Consider the following 16,664-nt stretch of genomic DNA (forward strand, 5'->3'; position numbering starts at 1 on the left):
CTTGAAAACACTGGTGATAGGCGCCGAACCGCATACGGAAGAACAGCGCCGCAGGATAGAAGAAATGCTGGGTGTAAAGGCCTATAATTCCTTTGGGATGTCGGAAATGAACGGTCCCGGGGTTGCGTTTGAATGTGAATACCAGACCGGATTACATCTTTGGGAAGACGCGTTCTATCTGGAAGTAATCGATCCCGACACTTTGGAACCGGTTCCTGACGGAGAAATCGGGGAGTTGGTGCTTACCACGTTAGACCGGAGGGCCATGCCCATTTTCCGTTACCGTTCACGTGACCTGACCCGGATCATTCCCGGCGATTGTCCCTGCGGACGTACGCACCGGCGTATCGACCGGGTAAAAGGACGTACCGACGATATGTTTATCATCAAGGGATGTAATATTTTCCCGATGCAGATAGAAAAGATCCTGCTCCAGATGCCCGAGGTAGGCAATAATTACCTGATCACGCTGAATTCGGTAAACAATTCCGATGAAATGCTGATTGAAGTAGAATTGAAAGACCTGTTCACCGACGATTACGGACGTTTGGAAAAGCTCACCAGACAGTTGTCTCATGACATACGGGATGAGGTATTGGTGGCGCCGAAGATCAAGCTGGTGGAATCGGGATCATTACCTCAAAGCGAAGGAAAGGCAGTACGTGTGAAAGATTTAAGGAAAAATAATTTATAAAGATCATAATCATCAGATTACGCTTGCGCAATCGTTAACCCACCAATCTTAGAAACCATGACAACCATCAGGCAATTATCCATTTTTCTGGAAAATAAATCGGGACGCCTCACAGAAGTGTTGGAGACATTAGGTAACGAAAAGATCAATATTACGGCATTAACGATAGCCGACACCACGGAATACGGTATTTTACGTTTGATTGTTTCCGATCCGGAAGGCGGTTATAAATTGTTAAAAGCTCGTGGATTCAGTGTCAACCTTACCGATGTGATCTCTTTGTCCGTACCGCCGGAAGCCGGTTCCCTTGCAGCCTTACTGAAAAAGTTTTCTGAAGAGAACCTGAGTATTGAATACATGTATGCTTTTAGTCTCGGTGATAAGGCAATCATCGTGTTGCGTACCGACAACCGTCCGAAAGCATTTGATATCATTACAAGGGAACGTTTTTCATTGATCAGTGAAGATGATCTGAAGAATTTGTAGTCAGGTCGTTATGCGTCAATTGTTCCTTCTTATTGCCGGTATCATTTCCATTGGAGTTTTTTCCGGGTGTAATACTGATTCATCGAAGATGAAACTGGGGTACATCAACCCCCAGGTAAATACATTCAGTTTTATAAATATGAAAAGCGGTGAAACGCTGGCATATCAAAAACTCATATACAAGGATCGGGAAGTAGTGGATACATACTGCATGGGTGGTGCGAACAAATCAGTGATACTTGCTTTTGACAGGCATACCATTGTCCGGGATGGAGATTCCGTAAAGATTAACGGAGGGGAAGCCATAACGGGGCATGCGGTCATGAAATATAAATTAGAGGGTGGTACGTTGACCATCCTGAGTCTTGAATAACATTAAAAGTTTGAAATCAATATAGCGTATGTTTTGGAATGAGACGTTTGAGTGCATGAGCCGCGAGGATATGCGGAGGTGCCAGAGCAGACGGTTAGTCGATGTGGTGGAACGGGTTTACCATAATGTTCCTTTTTACCGGAAAAAAATGCAGGAGCTCGGTGTCGGACCTGAAGATATCCATGGTATAGAAGATTTACCCAAATTACCTTTTACTACCAAACAGGATCTACGTGATAATTATCCTTTTGGCTTGTTTGCCGTACCGATGACAGAAGTGGTACGCTTACATGCTTCTTCCGGTACGACCGGGAAGCCGACAGTCGTAGGTTATACACGTAAAGACCTGGCTACATGGAGTGAAGTGATGGCCCGGACCCTGACCTGTGCGGGAATTACCCGGCATGATTTTGTGCAGGTAGCTTACGGGTATGGATTATTTACCGGAGGATTAGGTGCTCATTACGGTGCGGAGAAAGTAGGCGCTTCCGTAATCCCCATCTCCGGAGGTAATACCAAGCGGCAATTACAGATCATGCATGATTTCGGAAGTACGGCGCTTGCCTGCACTCCGTCATATGCTTTATACCTGGCGGAGGCCATGCGTGAAAGCGGATACAAGCGTGAAGAATTCAAGCTGCGTGTCGGAACTTTTGGCGCTGAGCCCTGGACGGAAAACATGCGTCGTGAAATTGAGGAAAAGATGCAGATCAAGGCCATTGATATATTCGGGTTGAGTGAAGTGATCGGACCGGGTGTCTCGAGTGAATGTACCTGCCAGAACGGACTGCATGTATTCGAAGATCATTTCGTGCCTGAAATTGTTGATCCGGAAACTTTACAGGTATTACCGGAAGGAGAGGAAGGAGAATTGGTATTTACCACCATCACTAAAGAAGGATTACCATTATTGAGGTACCGGACACGTGACCTGTCCTCCCTTGATTATTCTCCCTGCCGTTGCGGAAGAACGCTTGTCCGGATGAAAAAATGTACCGGCCGTAGCGACGATATGCTGATTATCCGTGGAGTGAACCTGTTCCCGTCCCAGATTGAAAGTGTATTGCTCGAAATGAAAGAAACCACGCCTCATTACCTGCTGATCGTTGACAGGGTCAATAATCTGGATATCCTCGAATTACAGGTAGAGGTAGAAGAACGTTTTTTCCTGGATAAGATCAGTGAGTTACAATCGCTGACCAAACGCATTCAACACGCTTTGGAAAGTACCCTGGGGATCAGTATTTTCGTGAAACTGGTAGAACCCAAGACGATTGCCCGTAGCGAAGGGAAAGCGGTCAGGGTGATTGACAAACGTAAGCTGGAATAAGGTCATTCAAAGGTCATACGGATAAAGACAATTTCGGAATGTCCGGCAGTCCGCACGGCAGGACCCCATGTTCCGACACCGCATGACACATAAAAATGAGCATTTCCTTTCTGGAGATATCCCCAGTCTTTTTCATATATTCTTTTCGTGATCCAGCTAATGGGCCACAGTTGTCCATGGTGTGTATGTCCTGATAATTGCAGGTCTACTCCCGCTTGTTCCGCTTCATCCAGATGGTAAGGCTGGTGATCCAATGCAATGACAGGCAGATCGTTCGAAGTGGCACCCAGTAATTCTTTCAATGACTGGCGCGGACGTCTGCTGTAATCTTTTCGTCCTGCGATATAAAAACTGCTGTCTACGAGTACTACCGAGTCCAATAGCACTGTTACATGATGTGAAGTAAGGTAGTCGAATGCCTTTTTGGAGCCACCTTTCATTTCCCGTTCTCCGATGTATTCATGATTTCCGCTGATGGCAAATGTTCCGTAAGTGCTTTTTAACCTCTCGAATTCTGCACCCATGTTTTTCCTGATCACCGGTTCCGGGCTTCCGTCGAAAACATCGCCTGCCAATAATACGACATCAGGTTCCAGATCATTGATACGGTCCACGACCCGGCCTAAAAATCTGTTTCCGGCAGTATGGCCTAAGTGAACATCACTGACCATGGCGATCTTTAATTCTTTCAGGTTCCCCGCTTGTTTCGTTACCGGTATTTCTAATCTAGTTACCTGGGGGTAACGGGCGTTCCGGTATCCTATGGTAAGAATGATGGTCAATATAAAAGCGGATATCCCGAACAATACTAATTTGGACAATGGATAGTTGGCATAAATGAATGCAGGTTTTATAGCGCCTATCCAGCCAATGATCCTGAAAATATCGATCAGTAAAAGCAACAGAAAAGCATACAACATGACGGCTATCCAGTAAGAGCCAATGGTGTTCAAAGCATCCACCCATCCCGAACCGGGTAACCGGACGATATGTGTAAAAATGAACAATAAGGCCACCACCCAGAAAACAATGCTATAATACAGCCGGAACCGACTTCCAAACAACTCAAGAGCCTGATAACTCCGGATATATATATAAGTATTCCCTATGGCAAAAAGGGCAATCACAATGATAAAAAACATAATAAAAGATTTCATGAATGATATTTTCGGTTTCATGCACGAATTTCATGCCAAAAGACAAAAGAAGGATGAAACTTATTGACGGAGCAAAAGTAATTGATTTGGGTGATAGGTAGGTAATATAAAACAATTAATGTCATATTTTCTGAGCGTAATCCATTTGATCAATGTGACTTAAGAAAACAATCAATAGCACTGAGTGCTTATTTCCCGGAAAGTGATTATTTTTGAACGTTAAATTTCAATTTTATTCATGAGTACACCTTTTGAAGACGGCTATTATTTTCCTGCGGAGTGGATGCCTCATGAGGCCACATGGTTGACTTATCCGCATAATGATGCTTCTTTTCCCGGAAAACTGGACCTTGTGTATCCGGCGTATATGCAATTTATTGCTGAGATAATGAAAAGCGAACGGGTGAAGATCAATGTACCCGCTGCCTTTAAAGAACAATTCTTTCGCCAACTGGATGAAGCATCTATAGATCATTCCCAGGTGGAGGTTTTTATCCGGGAAAGCAATGATGTCTGGTGCAGGGATCATGGTCCTGCTTTTCTGGTAAGATCCCGGCCGGATAAGTCGAAAGCAGTGGTTAGTTGGGAGTTCAATGCCTGGGGAGGTAAATATCCTTATGATAAGGACAATATGATCGCCGACGACATTGCCATGAACCTCGATCTGCCTGTGTATCGTCCCGGAATTGTAATGGAAGGCGGATCTGTGGAATTTAATGGAGCCGGTACCTTACTCACTACCAGGGCGTGTTTGCTCAATCCCAACAGAAACCCTGAATTATCACAGGAAGAGATAGAAGAATACCTGCATAGTTATTATGGTGTCTCGCAGGTCCTGTGGTTAGGCGATGGCATTGAAGGTGATGATACCGATGGCCATATAGATGATATTACCCGGTTTATTGATCAGGATACTGTACTCACAGTAGTGGAATCCGATAAAAATGATGTAAACTTCCAGCCGTTACAGGACAATTTAAAAGAATTGAAGAAGAAACGCCTGATCAATGGGAAACAATTAAATATTGTGGAATTACCCATGCCCGATCCGGTTTTTTATGATCATCAGAGGCTTCCTGCTTCATATGCCAATTTTTATTTTACCAATCAATCGGTAATAGTACCTACTTTCCGCTGCAAGCAGGATGATGAAGCATTGAAGATATTCGAAAGCTGTATCCCGGATCGTCGCATTGTAGGGATCGATTCAACGGATATTGTATGGGGATTCGGCAGTTTTCATTGTCTAAGCCAACAGGAACCTTCGATCACAGATCAATAGTTGAAATAACAAAAAGAGGCCATAATGACCTCTAGCGTTAAAGCGGAATTTGTAATTACTTGTGTGAGGGCTTCGCCGTTCCGCTCTATAATAGCTTTTTGGACAGGCCCTTTGTTTGACCAGCGTGAATATACCGGCTGAATAATTTCCTATATACACCCGATTTTACAATACCATAATACTTTTCTTCAGGCCTTCAGTGGCATAGGTCTGATAATTCCCTTCTTCATCGCTGTATATCAGGAAGGCATCCAATTCAGGATGTTCTTTTAGTAATTCCATGCTCTTCTGGAGGCCCGCTACCATACATGTGGTAGCCCATGCATCGGCAGTCATACAATCCCGGGCTAGAATGGTGGCGCTTAGCAAATTATTCCTTGCCGGATAACCTGTCTTTACATCGATAGAATGACCGTATTTAGCCCCGTTTATTTCAAAGAAACGGCGGTAATTACCGGATGTCGCCAATGCACGGTTACTCAACTGTACCATTGCCTTATAATCATCACCATACCTGGCATTTTCTGCAGGTCGTTCAATACCTACTACCCATGTTTTACCCGAAGCATTGACTCCTTTGGCAATAATTTCACCCCCGATATTTACCAGATAATTCTTACATCCTTTCTTTTTCAGGAAATCACTGACCACATCTACCGAATACCCTTTGGCTATGGCATTTACATCTACCATTACTTCAGGATATTTTTTGATCACCCTATTGCCTGAAATATGTATTTTATCCATTCCTACATATTGCAGGATACTGTCTATTTTTGTCGCATCCGTTTCCGGAGTATCCGAGGTAAAACCGAATCCCCAGAAATTTACAATTGGAGAAATGGTGATATCAAAAGCACCGGAGGAAGCCTTGTTGATCTCAACGGATTTATTGAAAACCGTACGAAAAAAGGTGTCCACTTCTACAGTAGGGTCGTTTTTATTGATCCTGGATATTAATGAATTGGGATCGTAAGTCGACATGGAAGCACTGAAATCACGCAACAATTGGGTGATTTCTTTTCCATAGTCAACTCCTTTAGGACTTTCATAGATTATTTTATAAATAGTCCCTTGTGTAAACCCTTCATTGACAGTATAAGGTGTCGACTGGCCACACGAAACGAACATACTTCCCGTCAAAAACAGGAATAAGGTAACGGATCTTTTGACCAGCTTAAAGGATGGCATTTAATTTTTCGGCTAAAGTAGCTTTGGTTGTCATACCGACTTGTTTGTCGACTACCTCACCCCCTTTGAAATACAAAACAGTGGGAATATTACGGATTCCGTATTTGGTAGCTATATCATTATTTTGTTCGATATCCACCTTGCCAACCAGGGCCTTTCCGTCAAATTCATCCGAGAGCTGATCAACATAAGGAGCGATCATGCGGCAAGGGCCACACCATTCTGCCCAAAAATCAAGTACTACCGGCTTATCTGATTTCAAAACGAGTTCTTCAAAATTCCCGTCATTAATTTCTACTGACATATTTATATAATTTATTGATTGATAAACATCAAGAAAAAATACCTGACTAAAAACAGGTATATACAACCATACAAAAATACAATAAGTTGTCTTCCTTTTAAAAAATGTTTTTATTCTTTTACAACAATCTTTTCAACAGCAATTACTTTCTGTTTTTCCACAAAGCGGAGCAGATAGATGCCATTGGTAGCGGGAGCGTCTATTTCAATCCTTTTTTCACGGGATTTAACTGTGTATATTACTTTTCCCACTGCATTGTATAATGATAAGGTCAATTCTTCTCTGCTTGCAGGGATCTCAACCGTGATTTTATTGCTCTTTTGAACGGGATTCGGATAAATTTTTATTTTTTCGGGAACATTAATTTTCCCACCGGCAGATATACTATCTGCCTTAATGAGTGGTTTCTGATAGGCTTGTACAGACAAAACAGGCAAACAAATCAGCCATGTTACGATAAAGATGCGTAGATATCTGACCATAATCATTACTTTTTGTTTGATTAAATTATCATTTAAGTGTCTTCATTGTTTCAACGACAATAACCTTGCCATATCCGTAATAGTTAGGTCATTTTACCGTTAAAAAGTTTTAAAAGCAACAATATCTGATTTGCTGGCGGAACAAAATTACCGGTTCCGGTTAAACAAAGTTTATATTGATTTGCTTTTTTGCAGGCAAATCCCATTATCTTTACCGGGAAAAAGCATCTGGATCATGTGCCTGTCCGATTCTATCCGATTAACATCTTATTCGGCCTTTCTTTTCGATTTTGATTATACACTGGCTGATTCGTCAGAAGGGATACTGGAGTGTTTCCGTATTGTTTTCCGGCGGCACCACTGGGAAAATATCCCGGATGAAATGATCAAAAGTACCATAGGAATGACCATGGATGATTCATTCTCTTTCCTGACAGGAATTAAAGATAAGGAAATACTGGCTTCATTAAAAGCTGAGTATAGAAGGGAGGCGGATGAGATCATGACGGATAATACACAGCTGTATCCGGATGCGGTATCATTTGTGAAATGGTTGAAACAACATGGGATGAAAACAGGAATTGTATCTACCAAAACCAGCAGGAGGATCAGGGAGGCTGTTGACAGATACCGGATAAATGGATTATTTGATATGGTAGTTGGTATGGAAGATGTACAGGCAGCTAAACCGGATCCGGAAGGTATTTTTCTATCAATGAGACGTTTGGACGTATCTCCGGAGCAAACGCTTTATTTTGGCGATAGCATCATAGACGCGAAAACGGCTGAAGCGGCAGGTACCGGTTTTATCGGGGTAACAACAGGTGTTACTTCAAAAGAAAAATTGCAGAAATTTCCACATTTACAAATTGTTGCATCATTAGCAGAGTTATTGTAGAAGAAATAGAGCTCGGATCCCCGGTGACATAAACTGATTAGTCCGGTAAGATATCTTAAGGGGGCTATTGCCCGAAAACGAATAGGGTCAGATAAAAACACACCATTGGCAAAGCAAGGAAGACCGCATCAAACCGATCTAAAATGCCTCCGTGTCCCGGAAGAAAATGTCCGGAATCTTTGATACCAAGGTTCCTTTTTAAGAGAGATTCCAATAGATCGCCATATACACCGAAGATCACTATGATCGCTGATATAGCCATCCAATGATAAAACGGGAGTATTGGAAAAAGTTTGGCGATCAGTAAAGACATAGCGATCGTAAAAAATAGCCCGCCCAAAAATCCTTCCCAGGATTTCTTAGGAGAAATCCGTTCGAACAGACGATGTTTCCCTAATACCATTCCCGTAAGGTAGGCAAATGTGTCATTGGTCCACAGTAGAATAAAAAACCCGATCAGGATCCCCGGGATATATTGCTGGTCATGGTATGGGAAAACCAAGCCATTGCACAACGCAAAAGGAAATGCGATATACACCAGTCCCATGACGGTATAAGCGGCACTTCTGAAAGCATAACGGTCCGTATGGTATATATGACTGATAAAAAGTATTACCATTACAGGTATGAGGATCGTAAAGATTTTCGCTTCTACAAGAGCTTGTGCGTAGAAAAAACTGCTTGCAAAAAGGAAGACCCCGGAAGCAACACCTATCCATTTACCGGCGTGCACCCGGTCTAAAGCAACAATATCGTAAAATTCAAGAAGCGACCAGATAACAACAATCAGGAATACTCCGGCAAAGGCATATGGATGCCACAGTATCGACCCGATAATAACAAAGATGAAAACAGCACCTGAAAGGGTACGCTGAACAATATTATTCAATTTTAAAGCCTTTAATTAATTCGGCGGCCAGATTTTCATCTTCAGGTTGTACATAAAGTTCTACATCTCCAAAGACAGTGTAAGAAGAGTCTTTTTTATCTACAATAACAGCCTCAATGTTCTCTTCAGCCAGAAAGTCCTTTACGGCTTCTGCTTTATATACCTGATTAGTAGAATAAACACATTTCCAGTTTTCCATGTCCAAAATTTTAGCTAAATACTTCACATCCTTATTGATGTTCAGATGGCTGAAGAATTATTTTCCGGGGCCACCACTTCATCATCCGGATTCTCTTTTTCTTTCTCGTCTTCGTTTTCTTTCGAAAAGGGGCGTTTTCCAAAGATCTTTTCAAGATCTTCTGCAAAAATAACTTCTTTTTCCAATAATAATTCTGCCAATTGGGTCAATCCGTCTTTGTGTTTCATTAAGATATCCTTGGCTTGTTGATAAGCCCGGTTAACCAGATCATATGCCTCTTTATCTATGGATTCTGAAGTTTTATCACTATATGGTTTGGTAAAAGAATATTCCGATTGTCCTGAAGAATCATAAAAACTCATGTTTCCCAATTGTTTTCCCATGCCATAATAACTGACCATGGCATAAGCCTGCTTGGTTACACGCTCCAGATCATTCAAAGCCCCGGTAGAAATAGTACTGAAAATCAACTCTTCTGCTGCCCGGCCACCCATGGTAGAGCACATTTCTTCAAAAAGTTGTTCTACAGTGGTGATCTGTCTTTCTTCCGGTTGATACCATGCGGCTCCTAATGCCCGGCCACGCGGAATGATTGTTACTTTGAGCAACGGATGAGCATGTTCGAGCATCCAGCTAACCGTTGCATGTCCGGCTTCATGATAGGCAATGGTTCGTTTCTCCTGCTGGGTGATGATTTTATTTTTCCGTTCCAATCCTCCGACAATACGGTCTACCGCATCCAGGAAGTCCTGTTTTTCAACATTCTTCTTATCCTTTCGGGCAGCTATCAATGCAGCCTCATTACATACATTGGCAATATCAGCGCCGGAGAATCCGGGGGTTTGCCGTGCCAGGAATTCAACGTCCAGCCCGGGTTCAATTTTCAGTGGCCGGAGGTGTACTTTAAAAATATCCCTTCTTTCTTTGACATCGGGCAATTCCACATGTATCTGACGATCGAAACGGCCTGCACGTAACAGGGCCTTATCCAGAATATCTGCACGGTTAGTGGCTGCCAGAATGATGATACCCACGTTGGTGGCGAAACCATCCATTTCCGTGAGCAATTGGTTCAATGTGTTTTCCCGTTCGTCGTTAGAACCGAAGTTCGGGTTTTTACCGCGGGCACGACCAATGGCATCGATCTCATCAATGAAAATGATACATGGTGCCTTTTCTTTTGCCTGCTTAAATAGATCCCGGACGCGGGAAGCACCCACTCCTACGAACATTTCGACAAAGTCCGATCCGGACATTGAAAAGAATGGAACATTGGCTTCTCCGGCGACTGCCTTTGCCAGTAATGTTTTACCCGTACCCGGAGGGCCTACCAGTAATGCTCCTTTGGGAATCTTCCCTCCTAGATCAGTATATTTTTTAGGGTTTTTCAAAAAGTCAACAATCTCTTTTACTTCTACTTTGGCCTCTTCCAATCCGGCAACATCTTTAAAGTCCACTTTGACAGAAGTTTCCTTATCAAAAATCTGTGCCCGTGATTTTCCTACACTGAAAATGTTTCCGCCGCCAGCCGAGCCTCCTCCGGACATCCTCCGGAAAAGAAACATCCATAAAGCAATCAGCAAAACAAACGGTAACACCCAACTAAGTAACTCCTTCCAGAAATTACTTTCATTATTATAAAAAGGAAGGATCCGATCTTCTTTTGGTATGTTTTCCTGAGCCTCTTCCAACTGTTTTGAGAAAGACTCTACCGAACCGATCGTCATAAAAAATTGCGGACCTGTTTTGGGTTCTTTTCCTGCTTTAAAATATTTCAGGTACTTTTCATCCTGTATCCGGTCGCTTTTGATGTAGATAAAAGCCTTGTCTTTATTTTCTACAACTACTTTCTCCACATCTCCGGAACTAATCACCTCATTAAAAAAGGCAGATGGGTCGATTTCTATTTTTTGTGGACTGGTATTCAGAAACTGCATCCCGATAAAAACAGCAAATAATGCAATATATAGCCAGTAAATACTGAATTTAGGTCTTTTTAAAGGACTATTCTGTTTATTCGGATTATTTCCCGGCATGGGATTATTCCTGTTCTGCGGATTTTTATTCTCTTGTTCGTTCATTATCCTTATTCGTGAATATTCGATTCAATATGGGTGATTTTGCCGTCTCCCCATAATTCTTCCAGTTTGTAATGTGATCTGAATGGTTTTTGAAAAATATGTACAATGGCATCTCCATAATCCAATAATACCCATTCCGCATTATTGGTTCCTTCCACAGAGTATGGACGGATCTGCAATTGTTCCCTGGTTTCTTTTTCTACGGATTCGGCTATGGCATTAACTTGTGTGTTCGAATCTCCGTGACAAATCACGAAATAACTACAAATGGCGTTCTCTACCCGGGATAAATCGATACACACCACTTCATGCCCCTTTTTCTCAAAAATGCCTTTTATTATACTTTCTATCAAAATACTACTATAAAAAATCTTTTTATACTTTTATTATAATTTGCACAAATGTAATCAAATTTCGATAGCTGATAATACAAAAACCGTGCATTTTATATGATAGTAGTTCATGATGTCATACATCCGCATTTTTTTACTTTGAAATGTTTGCAGATATAAATCGAGATACACCTAAAATCCTTATAATTGTTCTTTTTTTGAAAAACGGACAGCAGATATTTTATGCCAATTCGTCAGGTTTTCGAAAAATAACTGTTGAAAAAATATCGTTTAAAGAGATAAGTTAAATTGGTTACATTAGATTTGTATTTTAAAAATTACTGTTCATTTGATAAAAACACTCATGAGCAATGACCATTAATAATGTTATATATGAAAACACCTCCTTATCAGTTGTCTATATTCGGCCTGTTCGCAGCCTGTACTACTTTTTGTAGTTGTGATTCAGGAGAGGAATTACCCAAACGCCCAAATATAGTGGTAATACTGGCCGATGATATAGGTTATGGAGATTTGAGTGCTTATGGGTCAACTACTATTCATACCCCTAATGTAGAACGTCTGGCAGCATCCGGAATACGCTTTATGAATGCTCATGCTTCTGCTGCGACCAGTACTCCTTCCCGTTATTCTTTACTGACCGGGCAATATGCCTTCAGGCGTAAAGATACCGGAATTGCCCGTGGAAATGCATATATGATCATTCAACCGGACCAGTATACTCTTCCGGCTATGCTACAGGAAGCCGGATATACCACCGGGGTGGTAGGAAAATGGCATTTGGGACTGGGGGATGAAAACGGACAGGACTGGAATGGCTATATGACACCCGGGCCCGGACAAATAGGGTTTGATTATTCCTACATAATGGCTGCCACCGGGGACCGGACCCCTTGTGTGTATTTTGAAAATCAGCGAATTGTGAACCTGGACCCTAACGATCCCGTAGAAGTAAGTTACACTGTACCATTTCCGGGAGAACCTTTGGGCCGGACACATCCGGAATTGCTAACCAAACTAAAACCCAGCCACGGGCATGATATGGCTATCGTGAATGGAATCAGCAGGATCGGATATATGCGCGGAGGAAAATCGGCACTTTGGGTAGATGAAAATATTGCGGATAGTATTACACACAAAGCTGTTTCGTTCATAGAGAACAATAAAGATCATCCGTTTTTCCTGTATTTCGGGACCAACGATATTCATGTTCCCCGTTATCCTCATCCCCGTTTTGTCGGAAAATCCGGAATGGGTCCCCGTGGGGATGCCATCCTGGAATTTGACTGGTCGGTAGGCCAGATATTGGATGTATTGGAAAGAAACGGACTAACGGATAATACATTGATTATCCTTACCAGCGACAATGGACCGGTAGTGGATGACGGTTACCGTGACCAGGCAGTGGAACTGCTGGGTGATCATCGTCCGTGGGGACCGTTACGTGGAGGGAAATACAGCGCTTTCGACGCAGGAACCCGGGTGCCGTTTATTGTCAGCTGGCCTGCCGCTAAATTAGCAAAGGGAGAAGATTCACCCGCATTGATCAGCCAGGTGGATATGCTGGCTACCCTGGCATCACTTACAGATCAGAGACTTCCCAAAAAATCGGCTCCGGATAGTTTTGACCAGTTGAAAGCATGGATCGGGAAAGATCCGGTAGGAAGGGAATATATAATGGAACAATCCAATACTTTATCGGTCATAAAGGGTGAATGGAAATACATTGCACCGGCGAAGGGAGCCGCATATTGGCCGCTGACAAATACCGAAACAGGGATCAGCCAGGAGCCTCAACTGTACAACCTGAGTAATGATATAGGGGAACAAAATAATATAGCCTCTGATTATCGGGACAAAGTAGAAGAACTTCAAAAACTAATTGATTGGGTGAAAGCCAATCCTCACACCAGATGAACATCCGGAGAACATTAATAGGTAGGATCGCATTGGATAAGGCTTTATTGACGATTTTTCTGTTCATCTCCTCTTATTCGTTTGCACAGACATCCCAACGATGGAATGAGATCCGTATCGATGGCGGAATAAACCAGATCAAGGAAAAAAATATCCATCCGAAAACACACGATGGATTCATGGTAGGGGTCAATTATGGTCATGGTAATATGAAACGGAACATATATTCTATAGAAACCGGATTAAGCTTCTCGATGATGAAAACAACCTATGAATCATCACTGGCATCCGCCAATGTCCGTTTCTTTTTTGATTATCACTATCTGTTCCCTGTCAATGGAAACAGGACATTTTCTTATTTTCTGGGGCCGGAGATAGGCTTGAATTATTCGGTAAGTTACTATCCGAACTGGGATGAGAGCCATCTTTACTGGGCCAACTATTTGGGGACAGGATTCAGGAATGAATTGGTCTGTCAGGTTCATCCAAGGCATCAGCTTATTTTGGATCTCAGTATTCCTGTGTTATTTGTTTTAAGCCGACCGGACGCCGACCGGAAATACAAAATGGATGATTTTTCGCCGGGAAAGATTATGACAAAAATACATGAACAACCTGAGGTATCTTTCTGGAACCGTAGTTTTGTCATGGAATTTACTCTTGAACATCAGATTAAAGGCATCAACAGAGTGATTCCGGCATTTTATTATTCTTTCAATTATTACCGGTTGCAGACCAAAGACAGTCGGTCCTTTAAAAATGTTTCCCATCAATTGGGGGTTAAATTTTACCTGTAAGAAATGGATAAAACAACCAAAAGAATATTCCGGATAAACCACATGATCATATGCCTGATAGGCTCGCTTGCTTTCAGCTCATGCCTGAAAGATGAACCTTTTAAATCCGGCTATGAGGGATTTAAGCCGAAGAAAATAGACGATGACTGGGAAAGATCTTCCTTAGAAGCCGAAAAAGTAAATGAGTCGCTCATTGAACAGGCTTACCGGTTAATAAATGAAGATGACCGCTATAAAATGGCCCGGAGTTTATTGGTTTTCCGTAACGGAAAATTGATCGCAGAAGCATATCCGGAAGATAAAGCTGATATCCACCGGATCCATCACATACAATCTGTCACTAAATCCATAACATCCATTTTGACCGGTATTGCTATGCAGAATGGGGATATGACGGATCCGGATGAAAAACTTTATGCTATTTTTCCTGAATATTTTGATAATGATGATACTAAAAGAGATATTAGTATCAGGGATGCGTTATGTATGCAGACAGGCCTTCTTTTTGACAATGACAAGCATACTAAAAAGTTATATCATTCCAGCCATTCGGTGACCTATGTTTTATCGCTTCCAAAGGTGTCCGGTGCAGGGACGGAAATGTTGTATAATGACGGTGCACCGCATCTTATTTCTAAAGCCATTGAGAGTAAGAGCGGTAAAACGCTGGAACAATATGCTAGTGAACATTTGTTTTCCGTGCTTGGCATTACCGATTGGTTGTGGGAATCAGCAGAAGACGGGACAACATTCGGGGCATTCGGACTTTACCTGAAACCCCGGGATCTTGGGAAAATTGGGCAATTATTACTTCAAAACGGAAAATGGGGAGAGGTGCAACTGATTGATCCCGGTTATTTGCAGGAAGCGACCAGAGAACAGGCGATCGATGATGCTGACCAACCCTATGGTTATTATTTCTGGATACTCCCGGATCATGCGTATTACGCCCTGGGTCATGGCGGTCAATTCCTGTTAGTGTCACCCGAAAAATCACTGGTAGTGGTATATACGGCATGGCCATATTCGGATAGCCGTTTTTTCGACGAGCCATCCGAACTGATGGACCTGATCATAGAAAGTTGTGAAGATTAATTTTCCACTTGTCTGATAAGATAAAGTAAGGTATCTTATTTAATAACAGATGAAATAAAAAACATTTGCTAAATTTGCCGTAAAATTTATATCTGTTAATACAATTTTGCAATGACATCCAATGAGTTAAGGAATTCTTTTTTGGATTTTTTCAGATCCAAGCAACATCATATTGTTCCTTCGGCACCCATGGTGGTGAAAAATGATCCTACCCTGATGTTTACCAATGCCGGAATGAACCAGTTCAAGGATATTTTTTTGGGAAACAGTCCGGTAACCTATTCACGTGTGGCAGACAGCCAGAAGTGCCTCCGTGTAAGCGGAAAACATAATGACCTGGAAGAAGTAGGGCATGATACATACCACCATACCATGTTCGAAATGCTGGGGAACTGGTCGTTTGGTGATTATTTTAAAAAGGAGGCTATCGACTGGGCCTGGGAATACCTTACCGAAGTGCTGAAAATAGATAAAGACCGCTTATATGTGACTGTTTGTGAAAGCAGTGAGGAAGACGGTTTTGATATGGATACCGAGTCTTTCGATCTTTGGAAACAGCATGTTCCTGATGACCGGATATTGATAGGAAAGAAAAAAGATAATTTCTGGGAAATGGGGGATACGGGTCCTTGTGGTCCTTGTTCTGAGATACATTACGACTCACGTACGGATGAAGAACGTGCGGCAATTCCGGGAAAAGACCTGGTAAATGCGGACGATCCGCAGGTAATAGAAATATGGAATCTGGTATTCATCCAGTACAACCGGAAATTGTCCGGTAAGCTGGAATTATTGCCCGCCAAACATGTAGATACGGGAATGGGATTTGAGCGCTTATGCCGGATCATCCAGCATAAAACGTCCAATTATGATATTGATCTCTTCCAGGAAATTATCCAGGAGATAGCATCGATTTGTCATCTTTCTTATGGGAAGGATGAACCTGCAGATATTGCCATGCGAGTGGTTGCCGACCATATACGGGCGATTTCTTTTTCTATTGCCGATGGCCAGATACCCTCCAACAATAAAGCAGGTTATGTAATCCGCCGTTTGTTGCGCCGAGCCGTTCGTTACGGATATACCTTTCTGGGGCGTACCGAGCCGTTCTTATGCTTACTCGTTCCGGTTCTGGT

At 42.3% G+C, this 16,664-nt stretch carries 18 protein-coding genes; 10 read left to right on the forward strand and 8 right to left on the reverse strand.

Features of this window, described 5'->3' with window-relative positions; all coding sequences use genetic code 11:
- The 4 genes from LBQ60_15970 to LBQ60_15985 all read left to right on the forward strand — a co-directional run.
- The coding region (locus tag LBQ60_15970; protein ID MDR2039419.1) for a phenylacetate--CoA ligase at window positions 1-694 on the forward strand (694 nt) is incomplete at its 5' end.
- A 57-nt stretch (window positions 695-751) separates the two neighbouring features.
- Entirely contained in the window at window positions 752-1,180 is a 429-nt protein-coding gene (locus LBQ60_15975) for an acetolactate synthase (GenBank protein MDR2039420.1), read from the forward strand.
- A 10-nt stretch (window positions 1,181-1,190) separates the two neighbouring features.
- Window positions 1,191-1,553, forward strand: coding sequence for a hypothetical protein (locus LBQ60_15980; GenBank protein ID MDR2039421.1), 363 nt, complete (start codon window positions 1,191-1,193; stop codon window positions 1,551-1,553).
- 28 nt (window positions 1,554-1,581) lie between these two features.
- Window positions 1,582-2,883: a phenylacetate--CoA ligase gene (locus LBQ60_15985; protein ID MDR2039422.1), complete on the forward strand. Its 1,302-nt coding sequence runs from the start codon at window positions 1,582-1,584 to the stop codon at window positions 2,881-2,883.
- A gap of 2 nt (window positions 2,884-2,885) precedes the next feature.
- On the opposite strand, the gene LBQ60_15990 is transcribed toward LBQ60_15985, so the two are convergent.
- On the reverse strand, window positions 2,886-4,040 hold the full coding sequence (locus tag LBQ60_15990; protein ID MDR2039423.1) for a metallophosphoesterase: 1,155 nt from the start codon (window positions 4,038-4,040) through the stop codon (window positions 2,886-2,888).
- Window positions 4,041-4,278: 238 nt separating this feature from the next.
- Between LBQ60_15990 and LBQ60_15995 the strand changes: the two genes are divergently transcribed.
- Window positions 4,279-5,322 (forward strand): agmatine deiminase family protein, encoded by a 1,044-nt coding sequence (locus LBQ60_15995; GenBank protein MDR2039424.1) that lies wholly within the window; start codon window positions 4,279-4,281, stop codon window positions 5,320-5,322.
- 165 nt (window positions 5,323-5,487) lie between these two features.
- On the opposite strand, the gene LBQ60_16000 is transcribed toward LBQ60_15995, so the two are convergent.
- From LBQ60_16000 to LBQ60_16010, 3 genes are all read right to left on the reverse strand, one after another.
- Window positions 5,488-6,513 carry an FAD:protein FMN transferase gene (locus LBQ60_16000; GenBank protein MDR2039425.1) on the reverse strand — a complete coding sequence of 342 codons (1,026 nt, stop codon included), beginning with the start codon at window positions 6,511-6,513 and terminating at the stop codon, window positions 5,488-5,490.
- On the reverse strand, window positions 6,500-6,817 hold the full coding sequence (gene trxA, locus LBQ60_16005; GenBank protein ID MDR2039426.1) for a thioredoxin: 318 nt from the start codon (window positions 6,815-6,817) through the stop codon (window positions 6,500-6,502). Before trxA ends, LBQ60_16000 begins: the two co-directional genes overlap by 14 nt.
- Window positions 6,818-6,927: 110 nt before the next feature.
- A complete protein-coding gene (locus LBQ60_16010; GenBank protein MDR2039427.1) occupies window positions 6,928-7,299 on the reverse strand; it encodes a T9SS type A sorting domain-containing protein in 372 nt (123 codons plus the stop codon).
- A 130-nt stretch (window positions 7,300-7,429) separates the two neighbouring features.
- Between LBQ60_16010 and LBQ60_16015 the strand changes: the two genes are divergently transcribed.
- A complete protein-coding gene (locus tag LBQ60_16015; protein MDR2039428.1) occupies window positions 7,430-8,197 on the forward strand; it encodes an HAD-IA family hydrolase in 768 nt (255 codons plus the stop codon).
- Window positions 8,198-8,261: 64 nt separating this feature from the next.
- Here LBQ60_16015 and LBQ60_16020 read toward each other — a convergent pair whose 3' ends face one another.
- The 4 genes from LBQ60_16020 to rsfS are packed head-to-tail and all read right to left on the reverse strand — an operon-like array spanning window position 8,262 to window position 11,719.
- Entirely contained in the window at window positions 8,262-9,086 is an 825-nt protein-coding gene (locus LBQ60_16020; protein MDR2039429.1) for a phosphatidate cytidylyltransferase, read from the reverse strand.
- Complete coding sequence (locus LBQ60_16025; protein ID MDR2039430.1) at window positions 9,079-9,285, reverse strand: DUF2007 domain-containing protein; 207 nt, start codon at window positions 9,283-9,285, stop codon at window positions 9,079-9,081. Before LBQ60_16025 ends, LBQ60_16020 begins: the two co-directional genes overlap by 8 nt.
- Window positions 9,286-9,326: 41 nt before the next feature.
- A complete protein-coding gene (ftsH, locus tag LBQ60_16030) occupies window positions 9,327-11,321 on the reverse strand; it encodes an ATP-dependent zinc metalloprotease FtsH (GenBank protein ID MDR2039431.1) in 1,995 nt (664 codons plus the stop codon).
- A gap of 50 nt (window positions 11,322-11,371) precedes the next feature.
- Window positions 11,372-11,719: a ribosome silencing factor gene (rsfS, locus tag LBQ60_16035; protein MDR2039432.1), complete on the reverse strand. Its 348-nt coding sequence runs from the start codon at window positions 11,717-11,719 to the stop codon at window positions 11,372-11,374.
- A 372-nt stretch (window positions 11,720-12,091) separates the two neighbouring features.
- Here rsfS and LBQ60_16040 point away from each other — a divergent pair, with 372 nt between their 5' ends.
- The 4 genes from LBQ60_16040 to LBQ60_16055 all read left to right on the forward strand — a co-directional run.
- On the forward strand, window positions 12,092-13,636 hold the full coding sequence (locus LBQ60_16040; protein ID MDR2039433.1) for an arylsulfatase: 1,545 nt from the start codon (window positions 12,092-12,094) through the stop codon (window positions 13,634-13,636).
- Entirely contained in the window at window positions 13,633-14,433 is an 801-nt protein-coding gene (locus LBQ60_16045) for a hypothetical protein (protein ID MDR2039434.1), read from the forward strand. Before LBQ60_16040 ends, LBQ60_16045 begins: the two co-directional genes overlap by 4 nt.
- Before the next feature lie 3 nt (window positions 14,434-14,436).
- Entirely contained in the window at window positions 14,437-15,528 is a 1,092-nt protein-coding gene (locus LBQ60_16050) for a beta-lactamase family protein (GenBank protein MDR2039435.1), read from the forward strand.
- Between the two features lie 111 nt (window positions 15,529-15,639).
- A partial coding sequence (locus LBQ60_16055; GenBank protein MDR2039436.1) for an alanine--tRNA ligase occupies window positions 15,640-16,664 on the forward strand: 1,025 nt, incomplete at its 3' end.

The sequence above is a fragment of the Bacteroidales bacterium genome (assembly GCA_031275285.1).
GTDB lineage: Bacteria > Bacteroidota > Bacteroidia > Bacteroidales > UBA4181 > JAIRLS01.

Bases quoted from the DNA above. Each gene is read 5' to 3' on its own strand.
- LBQ60_15975 (MDR2039420.1), top strand. From the start codon at position 752: ATGACAACCATCAGGCAATTATCCATTTTTCTGGAAAATAAATCGGGA.
- LBQ60_15980 (MDR2039421.1), top strand. From the start codon at position 1,191: ATGCGTCAATTGTTCCTTCTTATTGCCGGTATCATTTCCATTGGAGTT.
- LBQ60_15985 (MDR2039422.1), top strand. From the start codon at position 1,582: ATGTTTTGGAATGAGACGTTTGAGTGCATGAGCCGCGAGGATATGCGG.
- LBQ60_15990 (MDR2039423.1), bottom strand. From the start codon at position 4,040: ATGAAATCTTTTATTATGTTTTTTATCATTGTGATTGCCCTTTTTGCC.
- LBQ60_15995 (MDR2039424.1), top strand. From the start codon at position 4,279: ATGAGTACACCTTTTGAAGACGGCTATTATTTTCCTGCGGAGTGGATG.
- LBQ60_16000 (MDR2039425.1), bottom strand. From the start codon at position 6,513: ATGCCATCCTTTAAGCTGGTCAAAAGATCCGTTACCTTATTCCTGTTT.
- trxA (MDR2039426.1), bottom strand. From the start codon at position 6,817: ATGTCAGTAGAAATTAATGACGGGAATTTTGAAGAACTCGTTTTGAAA.
- LBQ60_16010 (MDR2039427.1), bottom strand. From the start codon at position 7,299: ATGGTCAGATATCTACGCATCTTTATCGTAACATGGCTGATTTGTTTG.
- LBQ60_16025 (MDR2039430.1), bottom strand. From the start codon at position 9,285: ATGGAAAACTGGAAATGTGTTTATTCTACTAATCAGGTATATAAAGCA.
- ftsH (MDR2039431.1), bottom strand. From the start codon at position 11,321: ATGCCGGGAAATAATCCGAATAAACAGAATAGTCCTTTAAAAAGACCT.
- LBQ60_16040 (MDR2039433.1), top strand. From the start codon at position 12,092: ATGAAAACACCTCCTTATCAGTTGTCTATATTCGGCCTGTTCGCAGCC.
- LBQ60_16045 (MDR2039434.1), top strand. From the start codon at position 13,633: ATGAACATCCGGAGAACATTAATAGGTAGGATCGCATTGGATAAGGCT.
- LBQ60_16050 (MDR2039435.1), top strand. From the start codon at position 14,437: ATGGATAAAACAACCAAAAGAATATTCCGGATAAACCACATGATCATA.